The sequence below is a fragment of the Actinomadura soli genome (genome assembly GCF_005889715.1).
GTDB classification, from domain to species: Bacteria; Actinomycetota; Actinomycetes; order Streptosporangiales; family Streptosporangiaceae; genus Spirillospora; species Spirillospora soli.
In genome coordinates, this window is record NZ_VCKW01000106.1 from 1 (window position 1) to 21,518 (window position 21,518).

General features: G+C 72.4%; 14 protein-coding genes and 1 pseudogene. 5 read left to right on the plus strand and 10 right to left on the minus strand.

The window, feature by feature from the left end:
• On the minus strand, positions 1-1,011 hold the full coding sequence (locus ETD83_RS20955; RefSeq protein ID WP_138646835.1) for a DUF3068 domain-containing protein: 1,011 nt from the start codon (positions 1,009-1,011) through the stop codon (positions 1-3).
• 125 nt (positions 1,012-1,136) lie between these two features.
• Here ETD83_RS20955 and ETD83_RS44650 point away from each other — a divergent pair, with 125 nt between their 5' ends.
• Positions 1,137-2,357 carry an acyltransferase family protein gene (locus ETD83_RS44650; RefSeq protein WP_138646836.1) on the plus strand — a complete coding sequence of 407 codons (1,221 nt, stop codon included), beginning with the start codon at positions 1,137-1,139 and terminating at the stop codon, positions 2,355-2,357.
• A 1,018-nt stretch (positions 2,358-3,375) separates the two neighbouring features.
• Here ETD83_RS44650 and ETD83_RS44655 read toward each other — a convergent pair.
• The 8 genes and pseudogenes from ETD83_RS44655 to ETD83_RS20995 all read right to left on the minus strand — a co-directional run.
• Positions 3,376-6,465, minus strand: a pseudogene (locus ETD83_RS44655) (alpha-(1->3)-arabinofuranosyltransferase domain-containing protein); the annotation flags it as partial.
• Positions 6,466-6,473: 8 nt separating this feature from the next.
• The gene (locus ETD83_RS20970) at positions 6,474-7,619 is read right to left on the minus strand and encodes a glycosyltransferase family 4 protein (RefSeq protein ID WP_230421052.1); all 1,146 of its coding nucleotides are present in this window, start codon (positions 7,617-7,619) and stop codon (positions 6,474-6,476) included.
• Positions 7,620-7,651: 32 nt separating this feature from the next.
• A complete protein-coding gene (locus ETD83_RS20975; protein ID WP_138646839.1) occupies positions 7,652-8,473 on the minus strand; it encodes a glycosyltransferase in 822 nt (273 codons plus the stop codon).
• Positions 8,474-8,486: 13 nt separating this feature from the next.
• Positions 8,487-8,618, minus strand: coding sequence for a hypothetical protein (locus ETD83_RS45420; RefSeq protein ID WP_268920478.1), 132 nt, complete (start codon positions 8,616-8,618; stop codon positions 8,487-8,489).
• Positions 8,618-10,330: a hypothetical protein gene (locus tag ETD83_RS20980; RefSeq protein ID WP_138646840.1), complete on the minus strand. Its 1,713-nt coding sequence runs from the start codon at positions 10,328-10,330 to the stop codon at positions 8,618-8,620. Before ETD83_RS20980 ends, ETD83_RS45420 begins: the two co-directional genes overlap by 1 nt.
• Entirely contained in the window at positions 10,327-12,537 is a 2,211-nt protein-coding gene (locus ETD83_RS20985) for an acyl-CoA dehydrogenase (RefSeq protein WP_138646841.1), read from the minus strand. Before ETD83_RS20985 ends, ETD83_RS20980 begins: the two co-directional genes overlap by 4 nt.
• 55 nt (positions 12,538-12,592) lie before the next feature.
• Positions 12,593-13,858, minus strand: a complete 1,266-nt coding sequence (locus tag ETD83_RS20990; RefSeq protein ID WP_138646842.1) for a hypothetical protein — start codon at positions 13,856-13,858, stop codon at positions 12,593-12,595.
• Positions 13,859-13,933: 75 nt separating this feature from the next.
• A complete protein-coding gene (locus ETD83_RS20995) occupies positions 13,934-14,785 on the minus strand; it encodes an EI24 domain-containing protein (RefSeq protein ID WP_138646843.1) in 852 nt (283 codons plus the stop codon).
• A gap of 45 nt (positions 14,786-14,830) precedes the next feature.
• Between ETD83_RS20995 and ETD83_RS21000 the strand changes: the two genes are divergently transcribed.
• Positions 14,831-15,934 carry an NAD(P)-dependent alcohol dehydrogenase gene (locus tag ETD83_RS21000; RefSeq protein ID WP_138646844.1) on the plus strand — a complete coding sequence of 368 codons (1,104 nt, stop codon included), beginning with the start codon at positions 14,831-14,833 and terminating at the stop codon, positions 15,932-15,934.
• Here ETD83_RS21000 and ETD83_RS21005 read toward each other — a convergent pair.
• Positions 15,909-17,435: a GMC family oxidoreductase gene (locus tag ETD83_RS21005; RefSeq protein ID WP_138646845.1), complete on the minus strand. Its 1,527-nt coding sequence runs from the start codon at positions 17,433-17,435 to the stop codon at positions 15,909-15,911. The genes ETD83_RS21000 and ETD83_RS21005 overlap by 26 nt on opposite strands.
• Positions 17,436-17,639: 204 nt before the next feature.
• Here ETD83_RS21005 and ETD83_RS21010 point away from each other — a divergent pair, with 204 nt between their 5' ends.
• The 3 genes from ETD83_RS21010 to ETD83_RS21020 are packed head-to-tail and all read left to right on the plus strand — an operon-like array spanning position 17,640 to position 21,300.
• A complete protein-coding gene (locus ETD83_RS21010) occupies positions 17,640-18,707 on the plus strand; it encodes an ABC transporter permease (RefSeq protein ID WP_205717791.1) in 1,068 nt (355 codons plus the stop codon).
• A 24-nt stretch (positions 18,708-18,731) separates the two neighbouring features.
• A complete protein-coding gene (locus ETD83_RS21015; protein WP_138646846.1) occupies positions 18,732-19,796 on the plus strand; it encodes a sugar ABC transporter substrate-binding protein in 1,065 nt (354 codons plus the stop codon).
• Position 19,797: 1 nt separating this feature from the next.
• The gene (locus tag ETD83_RS21020) at positions 19,798-21,300 is read left to right on the plus strand and encodes a sugar ABC transporter ATP-binding protein (protein WP_205717792.1); all 1,503 of its coding nucleotides are present in this window, start codon (positions 19,798-19,800) and stop codon (positions 21,298-21,300) included.
• Positions 21,301-21,518: the final 218 nt, after the last annotated feature.

Consider the following 21,518-nt stretch of genomic DNA (forward strand, 5'->3'; position numbering starts at 1 on the left):
TCAGCCCTTGGTGGGCTCGGGGCCATCGGACGTGGGGTTGTCGCCGAACTTGCCGTCCGGGCGGCGTGGAGGTCCGGGGGCGGGGGTGCGGGTGAGGGTCAGGTAGGAGCCGACGGCCAGGAGGGCCAGGCCGATGAGGATCGCGGCGCCCGGGACGTAGACGCGGACGCCGTCGATCTGCAGGGCTTTGCCGTCGGCGGTGTCGACCAGGCTCCGCTGGTCCTTGTCGACGGTGATGAGGTCGGCCTGCGCGATGATCATCGTGCCCTTGCCGTCCGCGGTCCGGAGGGTACTGCGGATGTTCTTGCGGTGCTTGACGGGGATACCGGTGCGCGGATCAACCCAGACGGTGTTGTAAGCCTCGGCGTACCGGTCGACCTTCTGGGCTCCGGCGTTCGCCGGGAGGCCCAGCATCCTGGCGGGCATCCTGGCGTCGATGGCCTCGGTCTTGGTCAGCGGAACCGCCTGCGTGAAGCGGTGCGCCGTGAGGCCGTGGACCTCCTCGACCGCGTTGAACCGCATCGGCACCGGCTGCCTGGTCGTCATGTCGTAGAAGGGGTAGTCGCGCTTCTGGACGTCCGCGATGGGGAACAGCAGCCCGTACCCCGACATCCGCACGGCGCCGTTGCCGTCGACGTGGGAGCCGCAGCAGTTGACCAGCCTGGCCGTCCGGCGGTCGAAGGCGATCCGGAACCCCTGGATCTCGATGGGCTTGGCCGGGACGGCGGTGTCGTAGAGGTTGGTGGTGGAGTCCCAGACGGCGATGTCGTCGTTGCCGGCGGCCCGGACGTCGCCGCGCACGGTGTTCTTGGCCAGGAGCGTGACGCCCGTCCTGAGCTTGAGCCGGGCCTGGTCGAAGTAGGTGGAGTTCTTCGACTCCAGCCGCGTCACCTCGTAGCGGTTCAGCGGCGCCACGACGACCCGGTCGGCCACGTAGAAGCGGACCAGCGGCGCGAGCGCGAGGAAGAAGGCCCCGAGGCCGATCAGGATCAGGCCGGCCTGTCGCCGCATGAACACCTCCGGGGAGCCGCCGCCGACCGGCAGGACTGTGTGTCCGGCACCTTACCGTTTCGGATACCGGCCGGTAAGCTCCGCTGGCACCCGTCCCGAATCCCGAGCCGACCGCGAGGTGGCCCATGTCCGAGGCGCCGCAGATCTCCGGGCGTCAGGGCACGTTGGACGGGGTGCGCGCGGTCGCGGCACTGGGCGTCCTGGTGTTCCACGTGGCGAGCGCGGCGGGTTCCATCAGCGATCCGGCCGGGGCGCGGTGGCTGTTCAACGGCGGCCAGGTCGGCGTGCCCATCTTCTTCATCCTGTCCGGGCTGCTGCTCTACCGGCCGTGGGCGGCGGCGGTCCTGGGCGGACGGCCCGCCCCGCGCGTCGGCGAGTACCTGTGGAAGCGCGTCTTCCGCATCATGCCCGCGCTGTGGGCCGTGGTCGTGTGCTTCATGCTCACGGCCGGACGCGACCACATCGACGACCCGCTGACCTGGGGCTCCCTGCTCACGCTCACGCAGACCTACGTGCCCGACCCGTGGTGGAACAGCAACCTGGGTCCGGCGCATCTCGGGCAGTTGTGGAGCCTGGTGGTGGAGGTCGCGTGGTACGTCTCGCTGCCGTTCACCGCGATGGTCCTGGCGTGGTGGGCGCGGCGGACACGCAGTGATGACGTCGGGGTGCGGGCCAAGCGGCTGCTCGCCGGCCTCGGGGTGTACGCGGCACTGTCGCTCGTCTACACGGTGCTGATGTTCGTCCCGGAATGGCACTCGCGGATGGGGCTCCTGCTTCCGCGGTTCTTCGTCTGGTTCGCGGCCGGGATGGCCCTCGCGGTGGTGACGGTGTGGGCGCGGCTGGACGAGCGCCGTCCCGTCGCCGCGCTGTGCCGGGCCGTGTCGGACTCGTGGGCGGCGTGCTGGGTCGCGGCGGCGATGCTGTACGTGGTGTCGGCGACGCCCGCGACGGGCCCGATCGGCCTCCAGTACTCGGACACGTTCTGGACGTCGGCGTTCCACATGGTCGTGCACGGGTCGTGCGCGGCGGCGCTGGTCGCCCCGGTGGCGCTCGCGCCGCCGGACCACCCGGTCTTCGGCGCGGTGCTCGGGAACCGGGTGATGCGGTTCCTCGGCCGGATCTCCTACGGCCTGTTCCTGTGGCAGTCGCTGATCATCGTCAGCTGGTACGACGCGCTGGACCGGGGCTTCCGGGGGAACGTCGCGACGGATCTGCCGCTGATGGCGGCGGCGACCATCGCAGCGGCGGCTCTGAGCTACTACCTGGTAGAGCGGCCGTGTCAGTGGGTGGCGCGGCGTCGCGGCGGCCGTTCCCGTCCGGTTCCCGCTCCGGCTGTGTCCAGCTGAGCGCGATCGGTTCGCCGGAGTCGCCGCCGGACCGCTTGGGCCGCCACAGCCCGGCCGCGACGCGTCCTACGACGGCGAGCCCGAGGAGCTGCGGCGCGATGTCGCCCAGGAGCCCGGACGGCGCGGACGGGTTGCCGACCGCGTCCAGCCACGCCCCGGCGGCGAGGCAGGCCGTCCCGGCGAGCATCGCGGCGGCGGCCGCCCAAGGGGAGGCGACGGCACGCGCGAAGGGAGAGGGGCGGGTGCGCGCCCAGCCGCAGCCGGCCGCGACCGCCCCGGTGACGGCGAGGCCGGGCGCACCGGCGATCCAGCCGCCGAGCGCGGCGGCCAGCCCGATCGCCGCCCACGCGGGCCAGCCCTTCCCGGCCACCGCCTCGCGAAGTTCTTCGCGCCTTCTCTTCTTCCGAGGGGCGACCGCGATGAGGAGCAGGACGAGAAGCAGGCCGAGACCCGCGACGACGGCGACGCGCTGCGCCCTGTCGGGCAGGTAGGTCAGCTCGACGGCGCCGCTCGTTCCCGCCGGGACGATCCAGCCCTGCTTCCATCCGTCCAGGCGGACGGGCCGCAGCTCGGTGCCGCCGGCGGTGGCGCGCCAGCCGGTGTTGAAGTTCTCGTTCACGGCGAGGAACGAGGCCGTCGCAGCGTCCACCTTGAGGCGGCGGGAACTCGCGCCCCAGCCGGTCACCTTCACCGGCTGGGGCGCGGCGGTGGCGTCCTGCGCGACCGGCTTCGTCCCGACCGTCACCGTGTCGACGCGGTACGGGTCGAAGGGCGCGGCGGTGAGGTGGTTGGGGCCGGGTGCCAGTGCCGCCTGCGCGCAGGCGGTGAAGCGGAGCGGACGGCCCGCGAACAGGTCGCCGAACGTGCCCTCGGCCTTCGTCGGGACGTCGGCCGTCCCGATCCGGAGCTTCGGCCCGAAGCCGCAGGCCAGCCGGAGCGGGAACGTCCGCACGTCCGGCATCGGCTTCACGCCGGGGATGGCGAGGTCGGACACCTGGATCGGCTGGACCCGGCTTTCCCGGAAGAACGTGAGCGTCAGCCGATCGGTGATCATCGGGGCGAACGACAGCCTGCCCCGGTCGTCCGACAGGCCCTCGCGCGTCTCGCCGCCACCGCCGGTGACCCGGATCCGGACCGGGCCCGCCGCCCCGGACGGGCGGCCCACCGTGATCGCCGACAGGCGCTTGCGCCCCGTCCACCGGACGCTGTACTTCGGCGCCGGATCGTCCCCGCCTGCGATCCAGGACGTCGCCGGATCGCCGTCGAAGCCGGACCTCGCCTGGTCCGCCGGGTGTCCGGACAGCGTCGAACTCGCGCGGACGGACGGCTGTCCCCTGACGGACGTGAACCGCTCGATCAACGGCCGGCTCGTCAGGGTCGCCGTCCCCGTCACGGGCGCCTTGGCGGCTGACGCGGACGTGAACGTACGGGCGAACCCGGGGCCCTCCTCGTCCCCGGAACCGAGGGACGGCCGGCACACCCAGCGCAGGCTGCCCTCCATGCACTCGGCCGTCGCGCCGGGGGGCCTGCTCATCACGTAGGTGGCCGGGCCGTCGATGCCGGCGGGCGCGGGGAGGGTGTACGTGCGCGTCGGTGCCAGCCCGCTGATGGACACCTCCGCCACCGCCGCCTTCGCGAAGTTCGGAAGGCCGGGCGTGGACGCGAGGCCGGTGATGCGCAGCCGCAGCCAGCGCGTCAGGCCGGGCGGGGCGCGGAGCGGCTGGGCACCGACCGTACGCTGGACGCCCTGCTCGATTCTCCCGTTCTCGGTCTCGACCGCGACACGCGAGACGGCCGGCCCGTGCGAGGCGTCCTCGGCGAACGCGGCGGTCAGGCCCCGCACATCCCGGGGGCCGTCAAAGCCGACGCGCAGCCACTGCCCGACCGGCCCCCTCCAGCCGCCCGTCTCCCAGGCGGTGAACGGGTTGCCGTCGAACGCGGCGAACGGCGTCCCGCCCGGCTCGCGCAGCGGCGGGATCACCTCGTCACCGGCCGCCGACGTGGACGCCGTGACGTCGCGGACGCCCCCGCCATAGGTGACGTGAGTTGCGTACCGCTTCCAGCGTTCGTCCAGGACGTCGGTGGCCTCGGCGCGGTGCGCGGCGGTCAGCGTGTGCGACGTCTGGTGCAGTTCGCCGAAGTTGCGGCGGAGCAGCCGGGGCGAGTCGGTCACGACGGGGACGCCCTTGAGGTCGGCGGCGTCGTCGTTCAGGAGGACGGGTCCGGGGGGCAGGGCGTCGTCGTCGGCCATGGCCAGCAGCGATTCCGGGCCGCCGTACACGCGGACGGGGCCGGTCGCGTCGGTGAGGTTCGCGACGCCCGCCGCGCCCTCGACCTCGTACACCTCCAGCGCCGGATACCGCTGGTCGACGGCCGAGACGGCGTCGTCCGCGTCGCCGCCCACCGGCCGGCCGAACGAGGCGGCCTTGCGGAGGCCGGGCGAATCGTCCAGGGCCTGGTGGAGGCGGGCGGGCCAGGCGCCCCGCAGCGTCTCCCGCCGCAGATCGTTGCGGACCAGCAGGTACCGGACGCCCATCCGGCCGAGGAACGCGCTCAGCCCCGGCGACCCCTGACCCGACCTGACCTGCTGGTCGATCGCGTCCAGCGCCCGCGTGTAGCCGGGCGACCCGGCCGGGACGAGCTGCCGCACGCCCCACCGCGCCGTCAGCAGCGGCTGGACGATGTCGTCCATCGGACGGCCCCACAGGTACTCGCCGAACGGCGCGCCCGGGACGGCGAGCACGCCCTGCCGTCCGGCCCGCGCGTTGATCCACGACGCCGCGTCCCGCCAGTACCCGGGCACCTCCCTGAACTCGCCCGGCCCGGTGAGCCCGTGCGAGGCGGCCGTGACGCCGCTGCCGCCGATCGCGACGGCGGCGGCCACGGGCAGGCTGACCAGCGCTTTCAGTGAACCGCCGAGCGCCGGGCGGGTGACTCCGGCGAGCAGGTGGGCCAGGCCGAGCGCGAGCGGGAGCCGGACGACCGCGTCGAACTTGTGCAGGTTCCGCAGCGGCGCGAGCGGCCCGTTCAGCAGGTCGCGCAGCTGCCCGGCGAACGGGCCCGGGAGGTCGCTGATATGCCCCATGGACAGGATCGCCAGCCCGGCCAGCAGCGTGAGCAGCAGGAACGTCCGCTCCGGGAGCATGCGTCCGAGCAGGCCCGCGAGGCCGAGCGCGGCGACCACGCCCGTGCACACGATCGGCACGGGGCCGGCGGACAGGCCGTGCCCGACCGGCCACCACACCTGGCCGTCCACGATCAGGTAGTTGACCCAGCGCTCCGCGCCGCGCAGCACGTTGATCAGGCCGGTCGGCCCGGTCGTCGTCTCCGCCTTCTCGGTGTAGGTCAGCCACGAGAACCCGTAGGTCCCGGTGAGCAGCAGCGGGACCAGCCACCAGGCCGCCGCCGCGCCCGCCGCCGCCGACCACCACGCGAGCGTCCGCATCCGGAACGAGCCGCGCGGGCGGGTCACGACGTACACGACCGGGACGACCAGGACGGCGACGGTCGCGGTCGCGTTGATGCCGCCGCAGCACGCGATCGCGAGCCCCGACCGGGCCGCCGCGCGGATCCGCCCGGTCTCCCCCGCCGCCGCGCTGACCAGCGGCAGGACGATCCACGGCAGCATCGCGACCGGCAGGTACTCCGACGAGATCTGGCCGAGCGTCGCGAGCCCGTTGGGGGCGAGCGCGTACGCCATCGCCGCGAACAGGCGCGTCCAGGGGCGGCCGGCGCCGAGCCGTCCGGCCAGCCGCCACATGCCGGTGAACGCCAGGCACATCAGCAGCGACAGCCAGAACCGCTGCGTGATCCACGCGGGCATCCCGATCAGGTCGCCGAGCGCGAAGAACGGCCCCATCGGGAACAGGTAGCCGACCGCCTGGTTCTGGAGCTGGCCGAACTGCTCCGGGTCCCACAGGTGCAGCGCCCGGCCGAGGAACCCGAGCGGGTTCACCGCCATATCGATCTTGGTGTCGGCGAGGATCGCGCCGGGACTCGTGCCGAACGCCAGCGCGGTCAGCGTCAGGCAGCACGCGAGGACGCGCAGCCGTTCGCGCAGTCGTTCGTGGAGCCGCTCGCCGGCCTCCGTGTCCGGCCCGTCCGCCATGCTCTCCTTCACCCGCGCCCGCGGCGGTCCCGGACGGCGGCGGTGACGAGGTCCCGCATCCGGGCGGCCGAGCGCGCCCAGTCGAACTCCCCCGCCCAGGCGCGGCAGGCCGCGGCGACCTCGGCGCGGCGTCCCGGGTCGTCCAGTTCCTTGAGCGCCCGTTCGACCACGTCCAGGTGGTCGTCGCCGTCGTGGACGAGCCATCCGGTGATCTCGTCGCGGACGGCGTCGCGCAGGCCCTCCACGTCGGGGGCGACGGTCGGGACGCCGAGCGCGGCGGCCTCGATCACGCTCAGCCCCCAGCCCTCGCCCTGGGACGTGCTCAGATGCAGGTCCGCGCGGGCGACCAGGGCCGCCTTGGTCTCCTCGTCCACATAGCCGTGCGCGATGACGACGCCGTCCAGGCCGCGCGCGGCGATCCCGGATCTCAGCGCGGGAGCGTCCGGCCCGTCCCCGATGACGTGGAGCTTCAGCCCGGGACGGCTCTCCGCGAGCCGCTGCGCGACGTCGAGCAGCAGGTTCAGCCGCTTATGCGGGACGAGCCGTGTCACGCATACCAGATCCGGGTCGCCGCCGGGCTCCGGCACCACGGCGATGGGTTCGGCGACCACCGCGCCGTTGGGCACGACATGGGTGGGCCCAGTCCAGGCGAGCCGTTCCCTTACAGCGCACAGCGTGGACGGCGAGACGACCACGAACGCATGGCGCCGGTACGTCCAGCGACTCACCGGACCCTCAAGGAATCGTCCGATCCAGGCAAGCCAGGGCGGGAAGTACAAGCCGAATTGAGCGTCGTGCACATGGTGGACGACGCAGAACACCGGTACACGGCGGGGCAGCACCCACGGTGTGAAGAACGGGATGCCGTTCTGGCAGTCGATGACGGCGTCGAACGAGCCGTTCCGCCGGAAGCGGCGGGCCAGCGTCCACAGCAGGACGAGCGGATACACGGTGAACCGGCCGCCGAGGCGCACGAAATCGACGTCCTCGACCCGTTCCCTGCGTTTCTGCCCGCGCGCCCGGCACGTCACGTACCGGACGCGGGCCCCCTGACCAGCGAATCCGCGCGCCATCTCCCAGGCGTAGCGTTCCGCCCCGCCCGCGGCGGGATGCCACGGGTCCCGCCAGTTGACGACGGCCAGCCGAAGGTTCACGGGATGTCCATCGGGCGCCGCGGGGCTCGCGCTCATCCCGGCTTGACGGTCGGTGCCACCGGCCCGGGCATCACATCGACGATCTGCACGGGAGGCAGCGCGGGCCCGGCGGGCGCGCGACCGGCGGGCGCGCGTCCGGCGCGGACGCGGATGCGGGCCAGGTCGAGGAGGCACTGCAGCGAATGGCGCCGCACGGAGAACGTCGAACCGGGACGGTCGCGCCACACGACCGGAATGTCCGTCACCGACGCTCCCCGCCGGACGCAATGGGCGAGGAGTTCGACGTCGAACGAGAACCCCTCCGTGCGCAGGTCGGCGGCGGCGGCACGCGCCAGCGGCCCGTCGAAGAACTTGAACCCGCACTGCGTGTCGGCGATGCCGCCGGCCAGGTCACGGACGATCCGGTTGAACGTGATGGCGCCGAGCCTCCTGACCGGCAGCGAGTATCCCTGGACGACCGACCGACCGTGGCGCCTTGACCCGACCACGACCGGGCGGCCCTCGCGCAGCAGGACGATGGCTTCGTCCAGTGCCGCGAGGTCTGTTGCCATATCGGCGTCCATGAATCCCGCGTACGGGGCGCGCGTCGCCAGCAGCCCGGCCCGGACCGCGGCTCCCTTGCCCCGCCGCGCGCAGCGCACCAGCCGCACGGGAACGGGCCCGCCGTCCCACGACAGGACGATGTCGTCCGTGCCGTCGGTGCTGGCGTTGTCGACGACGAGGACCTCCGAGCGCACCGGGAACCCGGCGAGCTTGGCGCAGAGCAGGCCGAGTCCCGCCGGGAGCCGGCCTGCCTCGTTGTGGGCGGGAACGACGATCTCCAGGACGGCGGGGCCGTCGGGCCAGGTCCCCATCAGGGCCTACAGGTCAGCGTGCGCCGTAGTTGTACAGCGGCTTGACGACGGGATCGTCCTGGGAGGCGGTCACGAGCTGGACGGTGCCGAACGACGCTCCGGCGGCCAGCAGGACGCCGACCAGCGCTGCGATGACGATGCGCATCAGGGGGTCCTTCGTTTCGACCCGCGGGGGTGGATACTCCCGAGTAACGGAAGGCTCAGGGTAATACCAGAGGGCAGGATTGACCAGATGACCAACACACTCGTGACAAACCACGCGGCCACCGCGGGCCCGGCCCGGACCCCGTCCCCGGCCGCCGCGCCGCTCCCGTCGATCCGGTAGACGGCCAGGTCACGACCGCGCAGCACCGCGACGGCCGCGCCCGAAGGACGGGCCGCGGCGGTCTCGGCGTCCACCACGACATACCGTATTCCTTCGTTACGCAGCGTGTCCGCCGCCGGAGTACCCGTTCCGGCGACCGGTGCCAGCCGGACGGCTCTCGGGTCCTCGGCGGCGACGGTCGTCCCGTCCACGGTGACGGCGTCGTTCACGACGACCCGCCGGTGCAGGTACCGGGGCAGCGGATCGAGGACGCGGCGGCCGTGGTTCCACGGGTAGCCGCGGTAGGACGCCCACGGCAGCACCAGCACGTCCCCGGCCACCGGATCGCCATGGATGAGCTGGCGCGCCCGCGCCCAGTCGTCCGGATACCGGACGGCCCGCAGATCGCCCGCCGCGCCCCACGCCAGCGTCGGGAGCAGGATCACCGGCACGGCCATCGCTCCGGCGGCCGCGCCCGTCCACCGCGCCTCGGCCGCCCGGTCCGCGGCAACGCCGAGGCCCACCGCGATCACGACGGCGAGCGGCGCCGCGTACTGCTGGCCGTCCCGGAAGACGGCGAACCCGGGCCACAGCCCGATCACCCACTCCAGGACCGGGGCGGCGACCGCGCCCAGCCCCGCCACCACGAACCCGGCGGCCGCCGCTGCCGCGGCACCGCGCCGCCACCCCGGCTCCCGGCACCATCTCCAGTAGGCGGCGAGCGCGCCGACCACGACGACCAGCCAGATCGTCGCGGTCGCCGGCGCCCCGTACCCGCTCGGCACGGTCTCGCCGTTCCACACGCCGCCGAGCGCGAGCAGGCTCCCGAGGGTGCCGAACGGGGTGTCCGCCCGGGCCGCGAACAGGTCGACGGCCGTCCCGTCCTCGGGGAGCCCGGCGGGCCGCAGCAGACCCGGCACCAGCCACGGAAGGCTCAGGCCCGCGACGGCCCCGATCACCTGGGCGGCGGAGCGGGCGCGGGCGCGTCCGGTCCGCCCGGTCACGAGGGCGACGGTCAGGGCGGTGAGAGCGGAGATCGTGAGCGCGGCGAAACCGCCGATGGCCGCGGGGATCAGGGCGCGGACGAGGCGGCGCCCGCCGCGCGGCTCGTCCAGCCGGGACGCGGCGGCGACCACCCACGGCAGGGCCGCGTAGCCGAGGAGGAGCGCCCACTGCCCGAGCAGCAGCCGCTCGGCGACGAACGGGTTCCAGGCGTAGCAGACCCCGGCGGCCAGGCGCGGCAGGAGCCGCCGGGACGGCACCAGCGAGGCCGCCGCCGTGCACGCCATCACGAAGATCGCCAGCAGGATCAGCTTCTGCGCCAGATCCGCCGGAAGGACGGTGCCGAGCGCGGTCGCGAACGCGTCGCTCGGGACGTGCCGCGGCACGATCCCCGTCAGCCCGAACGTCATGCGGGTGAACGCGGGATCGGGCACGAACACCATGTCGTAGGACAGCACGAACCCGGGGGCGAGCCCCGGCCCCAGCGCCGCCAGCCCGAGCCCCAGCCCGGTCAGCGCGGCCACCAGGTGCCGCGTCCGCTCCGCCGTCATGTGCGCCTGGACGCTACCCCACCTGTTCCCTGTGGGGGGCGACCCCCCGCACCCGCCGGCAACCGCGCAGGCTCCGGGTCTCGGGGCAAGCCGAGGATGCGCTCACCGATCACGTTCAGGTTGACCTCGGTGGTGCCGCCGCCGATCGTCATGGCGCGGGACGCGAGGAGGTACCGGGTCCAGCGGTCGCGCAGCGGCCGCTCCCAGCCGCCGGTCAGCGCGCCGTCCTCGCCGAGCAGCGCGAACCCGAACTCGGTGACCTGCTGGCCGTGCTCCATCGCCACCAGTTTCCGGACGTTCGCGGTAGCGCCCGGATCGGTCCCCGAGAGCTGCTTGAGGGTGGCGCGCAGGCCGAGGAGCGCGAACGCGTGCTCGTCGCAGGCGAGGCGTCCGAGGCCGTCGCGGACGACCGGATCGCCGTCCAGGCCCAGTTCGGCGGCGAGGTCGAGGAGCTTCGGCAGGTCGCCGCCGAGCTGGAACGTGCTGGTCAGGCCGACGCGCTCGTTGGCGAGGGTGGTGCGGGCGACGCGCCAGCCCGCGTCGACCGGTCCGACGACGAGGTCGTCGGGGACGAACACGCCGTCCAGGAACACCTCGTTGAAGACGGCGTCGCCGGTGCATTCGCGGAGCGGGCGGATGTCGATGCCCGGCGCCTTCATGTCCACGAGGAAATAGGTGATGCCGTCGTGCTTCGGGCGGTCGGGGCTGGTGCGGGCGATGCAGATGCCCCAGTGCGCGTCGCGGGCGAGGGACGTCCAGATCTTCTGGCCGGTGATCCTCCAGCCGCCTTCGGCGCGTTCGGCGCGCGTCCTGAGCCCGGCGAGGTCGGAGCCCGCGCCCGGCTCGGAGAACAGCTGGCACCAGACGATCTCGCCGCGCAGCGTCGGCGGCAGGAACCGTTCCCGCTGCTCAGGGGTGCCGTACTGGACCAGCGACGGGACGACCCACGCCGCGATCATCAGCGGCACCGGGCGCACTCCGGCCGCCTTCAGCTCCTGCTGGACGACGACCTGCTCCAGCGGCCCGGCGCCCCGCCCCCACGGTTTCGGCAGGTGCGGGGTGACCCAGCCGCCGTCCGCCATCGCGGCCCGCTGTTCGGCGGGCTCCATCGCGGCCAGCTCGGCGGCGCGGGCGCGGATCTCCTCGCGCAGCGGCCCGGCGTCTTCGGCGAGTTCGACATTCATAGGACGCCGGACGCCCGCGACGGCGAGCGCGGCGACAGCCGCTCTGTGCTTGCTGGCCCGGCCTAGCAGGGCACGCAGCGTCAAGGCTCTCCGGTAGAGAAGGTGGGCGTCGTGTTCGTAGGTGTAGCCGATTCCACCGTGGACCTGGATATTGCCTTCCGCGCAGAGGACGGCGGCGTCCGCGGCCAGGATCGCGGCGACTCCGACGGCGTAGGCGCGTTGTTCTTCTGGCTCGTCCAGGGCGCGCGCGGCGTCCCATACGGCTGCCCTAGCGCGTTCCACGGCGATGAGCATCCGGGCGCATTTGTGCTTGACGCCTTGGAATTGCCCGATCGGACGGCCGAATTGCTCACGCAGCTTCGCGTACGCCACGGCGTCGTCCAAGGCGCGTCCTGCCACACCGCATGCTTCGGCCCCCAGAAGGACGGCGGCGAAGGCGTGCGCGTCCACTCCGCTGAGGAGACCTTCATCTTGGACGGTCACGCCGTCGACCGTGACCGACCCCACCGGACGGGTGATGTCGAGAGAATCCAGCGGCCCTACGGTGACGTCGCCCCGCTCTAGGACGACCCAATGGTCACCGGCCGGAAGCAGGAACAGGTCCGCCAGCGGTGCACCCAGTACTGGCTGCACCGTCCCGGAGACTGTGGAGCCGTCCACGTCCAAACTTCCGGACAGGCCCACCGCCGCCTTGCGGGAACCGTCCGCCAGGCCCGTCAGCGACTTCCCTTGCCCGGCGCCCCCGCAGGCGTGCAGAATCGCGGACGCCAGGACGGTCGGCGTGTAAGGCCCAGGCGCCAGCGCACGGCCGAGTTCCTCCAGCACGACGGCCTGTTCCAGGAGACCGAAGCCCTGGCCTCCCATGTCGTCGGGCAGATGCAGGCCGGGGAGCCCCTGGGCGGCGAGCGCGGGCCAGAAGGCGGTGTCCACGTCCCGCACGACCCGCGACGTGATGTTCCGCTCGGCGAACCCGCGCACGGACGCGGCCAGCGCCTCGTGTTCCTCGGTCAGCCCGATCGCCATGGCGCCCCACCTCTCCTCGACGTGGGACAAACCCTATTAGAACGTCATTCTGCTGTCAGGATGCGATCTTCAGACCGGTGAAGAACGCGTTGACGTCCGGGTACATCTTCTTGTGCGTGTTCGGCATGGACACGAACACCACGGCGGGCGCCTTCCGTCCGGTGTCGATGACGGCCGTGGCGTAGATCTCGCCGGTCGCACGGACCCCGTCCCGCTTGTAGGTGAGGTAGGAGGCGATGAGCCAGCCCTGGCGTCCGTCCACGTTCAGCGGCTGCGACGCCAGCGGCGCCGACCGGTGCGGGAACCCGTAGTACTGCGCCTCGAACCCCTTCGCGACGAGCCCCGCGACGTTCTTGACGCTGTCCGGGCCCTGGTAGGCGCTCTGGAGGCTCGGCAGCAGCGTGCCCGTGAGGAGCTGGCCGTACCAGAGCTGCCCGCCGTTCTTCTCCGTCACCAGGATCTGCTGCCCGGACCATCCCGGCGTGCCGAGCCTGTTCCGCTTGGTGGGAACCTTCCACGGCGCGGCCAGCCGAGGGTAGGACAGGCCCGAGTGGACGTCCGCGACCCGTCCCAGCATCCTGCTCGGGCGGCCGGGGAACGCCTTGAGCCTCTTGTCCGGCGGCAGCTCGACCTGCGCCGCCTCCGACTGCTCCGCCGTCGCCGTCCGGCCCGCGTTGGCGCCCGAGTCCGACTCCGCGGGCTCGCCGCCGCCCTTCAGGAGGTAGACGGCACCGGCCGCGACCAGCGCGGCCACCAGCAGGCCCACCCCGCCGAACAGCACGACGCGGGACCTGCCGCCATTGTCGTCCAGGACGTCGCGCCGCGGCCGCTCCGCCGCGCCGAGCTTGGCGTCGGCCGCCGCCTCGTCCGCCATCCACGCGGGCATCTGCCAGTTGCCGCTGCTCGGCTTGCCGGGCTTCGCCGGCTCGCCCAGGCCCGTGGGGACGGCCGGCGTGTACCGCCCGTCACCGTCACCGTCATCGTCGCCCTCGTCGAAGAGGGACCCTTCCCAGTGCGGCGGCTCGTCCTCGCGGACGGGCGCGACCTTGACGTCGTCGCCCTCTTCGGCCTGCGCCTCGTCGGCCCACGCGCTCTCGGCCCACGCGCTCTCGGCCCACGGGCTCTCGGGCTGCGCGTTCTCTGGCTGCGAGTTCTCGGGCTGCGACTCGTCGGCCCAGACCTCCCGAGGCCGCGTCTCGACCTTGCCCCAGACGTCGTGCGCCTGCGCGGTCTCGTCCGAGAATTCGGTGCGGCCCGCCGGGCCGGGCTCGCTCTCGCTCATGTCGGTCCAGCGCACGCCGCGCTCCCCCTGATCGGACATGCGGGACACGTTACGCGAAGATCAGCGGCTCGGTTCCGGCCTGGAATCACGCTCAGGACACATCTTCCCAACGCCTCAGCCGTTCCAGGCCGATCCACCGTCACCCGGTGTGACCAGCGCCTCCTTCGCCCGCGGCGGGTCCGCGAGACGCTCCCTGGCCAGCAGCGTCGCGCCCGCGACCGCGCCCGGCATCGCCAGCACGGCGCCCAGCGGGACGATGAAGACCAGGAACGTCGCGACGCCGAACCCGATGGCCAGCGGGCGGTTCGCCCTCAGCCGCGCGAACCGCTCGGTGCGCCGGATCCCGCGCCGCTCCAGCGCGACGGAGGTCAGCTCGCCCGCCAGGAAGTAGCCGGACACCAGCGCCGCGACCACGGGCACGACCGTCTGCCCCACGACGGGCAGGAACCCGCACACGAAGAACGCGACGGCGAACGTCAGCGCGATGACGCCGAGCAGCGCGGTGTCCTTGATCGCCCGCCCGATCTGGACGAGCAGCGGGACGTCCGGCTCCGGCGGCGCGCCGCCCTGCGACTCCTCGACGCGGACGGCGATGGCCTCGTAGAACGGGTCGCCGACCAGCAGCGTCACGGCGGTGAACGTGAGCACGGCGAGGAACAGCGCAGACCCGTAGATCGCGGTCCCGGCGAACACCCGCGCCCACGTCCGCGCCCCCTCGGACCAGTCGTCGGCGAATCCCGTCACCCATCCGGCGAGGTCGTCGATCTGGAACGCCAGGAAGACGAGGCCGGTCACGTACACGGCCAGCACGATCAGCGCGGGGATCAGCCCGAAAAGCCACTGGGCGGGATGCCGCGCCATCCACGCGATGCCGCGCAGCAGGTATCCGACACCGTTGAACAGGTCTTTGACGCCGGACGGCTGTCCGGTGGGCGGCGCTTGCGGCGGGACGTACGGTTGGCTCACGCCCCCAGACCCTATAGGCCCCCAAGGTAGACCGAAGGAGTCCTCTTGCAGATCACCGCGGCCCTCGTCGAAGAGCAGGACGGCCCCTTCACCCTCACGGAGCTGGAACTGGACGATCCCGGCCCCGGCGAGGTCCTGGTCAGGCTCGTCGCCACCGGCATCTGCCACACCGACGGGCTGGCCCGCCACGGCGACCTGCCCTTCCCGCTGCCCGGGGTGCTCGGCCACGAGGGTGCGGGCACCGTCGCCGCCGCCGGCCCCGGCGTCACCGGCTTCGCGGAGGGCGATCCGGTCGTCATCGGCTGGCCGTCGTGCGGAACGTGCCGCAACTGCCGGGCGGGTGAGCCCCGGTACTGCCTGCGGCTCGCGGAGGCGCTGTGCGGCGGCGGCCGTCTCGGCGGCGGCGGGACGGCCCTGCGCCGTCCCGGCGGCGACCCCGTGTCCAGCCATTTCTTCGGCCAGTCGTCGTTCGCGACGCATTCGCTGACCACCGCCGCCGCGCTGGTGCCCGTGCCTCCGGACCTGCCCCTTGAGCTGATGGGGCCGCTGGCGTGCGGGGTGTCCACGGGCGCGGGCGCGGTCTTCAACACCGTCCGGCCGCGGCCCGGGGCGCGGCTGGTGGTCTTCGGGGTGGGGACGGTCGGGCTGGCCGCCATCATGGCCGCCCGGAACTCGGCCGCCACCCGGATCATCGCCGTCGACCGGCACGCCTCCCGGCTGGCCCTCGCGCGGGAGCTCGGCGCGACCGACACCGTCGACGCCGCGAAGGACGACGTCGTCGGCGCCGTCCACGACCTGTGCGGCGGGCCCGCCGACTACGCGCTGGAATGCACCGGGGTGATCGACGTCGTCCGGCAGGCCGCCGACTCGGTCGGGATGCTGGGCACCTGCCTCCTCATCGGCGGCGCACCGGCCGGGGCCGAGTTCGCGCTAGACCATCTGTCCACCCTGTGGGGCAAGCGGATCGTCGGCGTGCTGGGAGGGAGCGGGCGCAGCGAGGAGCTGATCACCGCCATCATGAGCCTGTACGCGCAGGGCCGTTTCCCGTTCGACCGGCTCGTGGAGTACTTCGACTTCGCCGACGTCCAGACCGCCCTGGATCGGTCCTATGCCGGAGAGGTCATCAAGCCGGTGCTGCGGATGCCGTGAGGAGGTCGGCGGCCTTCTCCGCGATCATGATCGCGGGCGCGTTGGTGTTGCCGGTCGGGACCACCGGCATGATCGAGGCGTCCGCGACCCGCAGGCCCTCGACGCCGTGGACGCGCAGCTCCGGGTCGACGACCGCGTCGTCGTCCACGCCCATCTTGCAGGTGCCCACCTGGTGGTGATACGTAAGGACCGACCTGCGGATATAGGAGCGCAGGCCGTCGGTGCTCTCCGCGAGAGGCCCCGGGTACAGCTCCCGCGCTCCCCACGTGTCGCGAAGCCCGGGAGCGTGCACGATCTCCTGGCATAGCCGGACGGCGGCGGCGAGCGCCTCCACGTCGGCATCGTCCGACAGGACGCGCGGGTCGATCAGCGGCGCGTCCCACCGGTCGGCGGCGAGACGGATCTCGCCCCGGGACGCCGGACGCACCAGCCCCGCCATGAGGGAGACGCCGTCCGGCGGGCCGTCCATCCACGCTTCGTAGAGCGGCACGCTGAAATGGAGCGGCTGGAGGTCGGGCACCGGCAGGTCCGGACGGCTCCGCCAGAACAGATGGCTCTGCGTATGGGGCAGCCCGGGCGAGAACGCGGACGGCCGGTCGATGGAGGCGATCACCGGCACGAGCCAGTGGTCCTGGAGGTTGCGGCCGACGCCCGGCACATGGGCGGCCGCGCCGCCGAGCGCGTCCGCGTCCCCGATCCCGGACCGCATGAGCAGGACGGGCGACCCGATGGCGCCCGCGCACACCACCACCTCATCGGCGTAGGCGCGTTCCACGGCCCCGCCCCGTTCCCATTCGACGCCCACGCACCGCCGCCCTTCCAAGAGCAGCCGCCGGACGTTCGCGTCCGCGACGAGCGTGAGGCCGGGGGCGTCCTGCCCCAGGGCGCTCCGCCCCAGCGCAGGGGCCAGATACGCGCGCGCCGTCGTGAGGCGCCGCTGGTCCCGGATCGTGAACTGCATGAAGGACACGCCGTCCTGCCGGACGCCGTTGTAGTCCGGATTGAACGGCAGCCCGGCCTGCCGCGCGGCCTCCACGATCGAACGCTGCACCGGGTCGGCCTCGTATCCGGTGAGGACGTCGAGGGTTCCGGACGCCCCGGTGCCGAGCCCGTCGATCCGCGCGAAGACCGGCTGGACATCCCGCCATGACCAGCCCTTGTTACCGAGAGAGGCCCAATGGTCGTAGTCAGCGGGATTGCCGCGCACCCAGATCATCGCGTTCAGCGCGTGCGAGCCGCCGACGACGCGGCCGCGCGGCAGCCGCAGCGTCCGCTCGTGCGCCCGCTCCTGCGGGACGGTGCGGAAGGCCCAGTCGAGCGGCGAGTCCCAGAGTTCGTGCATGCGGGACGGATCGTCCACCGCGGGCTCGTCGCGGTGCGGTCCCGCCTCGACGACCAGCACGTCCCGTCCCGCGTCGGCCAGCCGCCGCGCGACGACCGACCCCGCCGATCCCGCGCCGACCACGATCACCTCGGCCCGGCGGCGACTTTCACGGCTCATCGCAACGGCCTCCCGGGGCGAATCGTGCTGAAACGAACGGTACTGACGTGAAGGGAGCGTACTTCGGGGGGATTTGTGTAAGATTCCGGAAATCGCAGGCCATGCCGCCAAAGACAAGGACTGTTCCGCCAGAGCCAAGAGCACCGGCGAAGAAGGCGGTGGACTTTCCGGACCGTCCATCGGGGAGGAAGAAGGGAGCCGCCAGTGACCGCCCATCGGCAGTCCGAAACCGGCGAAAAGGTTGATCCGGCGCCTCGGAGCTGGGGACATGCCGCATCGCTGAGCCAGGCCAAGCTTCCCTCGCTCGCCGTCAGGGCCGGGCGCGGGGAGGCCACGAGCGTTCTGGTCGCGACCGTGGCGCTGGTCGCGTTCATCAGCATCCTGCATCCGGAGTTCCTCCGCGTCGGGCAGCTGCTGGACACCCTCCAGTCGGCCGTCTACGTGGGGCTCCTCGCCTGCGGCATGGCGTATCTGCTGTCGATGCGCGAGATCGACCTGTCGGTCGGGTCGACGTTCGGACTGACGGTGGTCGCGACCGGGCTGATGATGAACGAGGGGCTGCCGGCCTGGCCGGCCGCGGTCCTCGGCATCGTGCTCGGCGGGTTCCTCGGCCTCGTCAACGCACTGATCGTGCAGTTCGTGGGCATCCCGGCGATCGTGGCCACCCTCGCCACGCTGTCGGTGTTCCGCGGCCTGACGCTAGCGCTGAGCGACGGCAAGCAGGTCACGGGCCTGCCATTGGAGAGCTCCTTCTTCACCCTGCTGGGCGGTAAGACGTTCGGGGTCCCGACGAGCGTGTGGGTCCTGATCCTGATCGCCGTGGTGCTCACCCTGGTCCTGCGGTTCACGCCGTTCGGCTACCGGGTGCGCTCCATCGGGTCCAACCCGGACGCGGCGACGTTCTCCGGCATCTCCATCGCGAAGGTCCGTATGCAGGCGCTGGTTCTGATCGGCCTGCTCGCCGGTCTCTCGGGCGTGCTCGGCCTGGCGTTCTTCACCTCCGGCGACCCCAACATCGGCACCGGGTTCGAACTCCAGGCGATCGCCGCCGCCATCATCGGCGGAACGCCCCTGCGCGGTGGCAGCGCCACCGTCATCGGCGCCTGCCTCGGCGCCGTGCTCCTCAGTGTGGTCACCAGTGGTCTGCAGTACTTCAACATTCCCGCCAACTGGAGCGCGTTCGCGACGGGTGGAGTCATTCTCGCCGCCGTCGCGCTGGACAGCCTGGTGCGCCGCCGCAGGCGGCGAGAGAGCGCCAAGCTCGGTCTATGACACCCCGCACCCTTAGGAGAACAAGTGAAGATCAGAGCTTTGACCCTGACCACAGTGCTGATCGGCTCGATCGCGCTGGCCGGATGCGGTTCCGGTTCGGGTGGCTCGGGCGAGAAGAAATCAGGAAGGCTTAAGCTCGGATTCATTTACGCCACCACCACGCAGAACCCGTTCCAGGAAATGGCGTACGGCGCGAAGGCGGCCGCCAACGTCGACGGGAATGTGACGCTGAACGCGTCCGCGCCCACCGGTGTGAACGGGCCGGTCCAGGTCCAGCTGCTCCGCTCCGCGATCCGCAGCTCGCCCGACGGCATCGGCTTGCAGGCCCTCGCGCCCGACCTGTTCGTCCGCCCGCTCGTCCAGGCCGACGAGAGCGACATCCCGACCGTCGCCGTGGATGCCCCCCCTCCGCCTGGAACCAAGACGAACCTGTTCGTCGGTAACAGCAACACCGAGGTCGGACGCGCCCTCGGCGAGGAGCTCATCAAGAAGATTCCGCCGGGCACCAAGGGTGAGGTTGTCATCGGCAACGCCATCCCCGGCCTGGGGCTTCTCGAACAGCGCATCCAAGGGCTCAGCGCCGTCATCAAGAAGGAGCGCCCCGAGCTGGTGATCAAGGGCCCGTTCGACTCGAAGTCGGAGCCGACCGACAACTACAACGCCTGGAACTCGATCGTCAAGGCGAACCCGAAGGCGATCGCCTACCTCGGGGTCGGCGCCCAGGACGGCGTCTCGCTGCCGCTGATCCAGAAGCAGACCGGGCGCAAGTTCCTCGCCGGCTCGTGCGACCTCGACCCGGCCGCGTTGAAGGCCGTCAAGGACGGGTCCCTGTTCGCCCTGTCCTCGCCCGAGCACTGGCTGAAGGGCTACGTGGCGATCTCCCTGCTGATCCAGGCCAAGCGCGAGGGCAAGAAGCTGCCCGAGGGCTGGTGGAACCCCGGCACCCTCGTCGTCAACTCCGGCAACATCGACGACGTCATGAAGCGCCAGGCCAACGAGGAGAGCCGCAACGCCTACTTCAAGGCCCTCGCCGAGAAGCAGGTCGGCAACCCCGGCCAGTACCTCAAGCCCCTGAACCAGGCCAACTGACATGACAGTGCTCCGCGCGCAGAACATCACCAAGACCTACGGCGGGGTGACCGCGCTCGCCGACGGCGCCATGAACATCGAGCCGGGGTCGGTGCATGCTCTTCTGGGCGAGAACGGGGCCGGGAAGTCGACCATGGTGAAGGTGCTCGCCGGGACGATCCGTCCCGACGCGGGCACCCTCACCATGGACGGCCGGCCCGTCGCCTTCCACAGCACGGCGGACGCGGTCCGCCACGGCGTCGCGGTCGTGTCGCAGGAACTGAACCTGTTTCCGGACCTCGACATCCTCGCCAACCTCTTCCCGCTCCGCGAGCCCAGGCGGGGCCCGTTCCTGAACCGCCGCGCCATGGCCGACGCCGCGCGGCCGATCCTCACCAGGCTCGGCCTGAACGTCGACCTGCGCACCCTCGTCCGCGAGCTGTCCCTCGGGCAGCGCCAGCTGGTCGAGATCGCCCGCGCCCTGCTGGCCGAGCCGCGCGTCCTCATCCTGGACGAGCCGACCTCGGCCCTGGACCGGGACGGCTCGGACCGCCTCCTCGGCATCCTGGAGGTCCTGCGGGAACGCCAGGTCGGCGTCGTCTTCGTGTCGCACATCCTCGAAGAGGTCATGCAGCTCTGCGACACGATCACGGTGCTGCGGGACGGCAACACCGTCCTCAGCGGCGCCGACCGCGCCGACCTGCGGATCGACGACATCGTCTCGGCGATGCTCGGCCCCCGTCCCGACCGGGAGGCGGCGCCGCCGCCCGTCCCGCCGCAGGCCGCGAACGGCCCCGAGCTGCGCCTCGACAAGGTGTCGGTGGACGAGGTGATGACCGGCGTCGACCTCCGCGTGCACGCCGGCGAGATCATCGGCGTGACGGGCCTGGCCGGCGCGGGGCACCTCGCCGTCCTGGAACTGGTCGCGGGGCTCCGGCGGCCGTCCAGCGGGACCGTCCGCCTGCCCGGCGACCGCCCGGTCCCGCGCGGCCTGCGCCGCGCGATCGGCGCGGGCGTCGCGGTGGTGTCGGGCGACCGGCGCGGCCGCGGCCTGATGCTGGACCAGCCGATCTGGCAGAACATCGGCCAGGTCCGCTCCATCGGGCTGAGCCGTGACGGCCTGGTCGTCCGCAAGTCCGCGCTGCGCGGCAGGGCCCGCGGGCACGTGGACCGGCTGCGGATCCGCTGCCGGGACGTGGACCAGCGCGTCGGCCTGCTGTCCGGCGGCAACCAGCAGAAGGTCGTCATGGCGAAGTGGCTGGACGCGTCCCCCGCGGTCCTGCTCCTCGACGACCCGACCCGGGGCGTGGACGTCGGCGCCAAGGCCGAGATCCACGACCTGATCCGCAAGGCCGCCGCCGACGGCGCCGTGGTCCTGCTCGCCTCGACCGACCTGGAAGAGCTGGCGGAACTGTGCCACAGCGTCCTGGTCTTCTACCGCGGCCAGGTCGCCGCCCGCCTTTCCGGCGCCGACCTCGACCAGCACACGATCGTCCGGGTGTCCAACACCGGCGAGCACGGATAGCACCGATCGCCCACACGGCCGCCGCGGACCCGGGCCGCGGCGGCCGTTTCCATGCGCTTGAGCGGACGCTGAACGACCACGTCGAGGGGGCGTGCGAGCGGGCTCCGGATGGGCATTCCGTGCCGTCTTCCGAACTGGTCTGGTCCGCGTACTGGACCGGTTCCAACTGAATGGCAGCCTTGAAATTTGGTCCTTGCACACCGCTTGAAGTGCGGTTA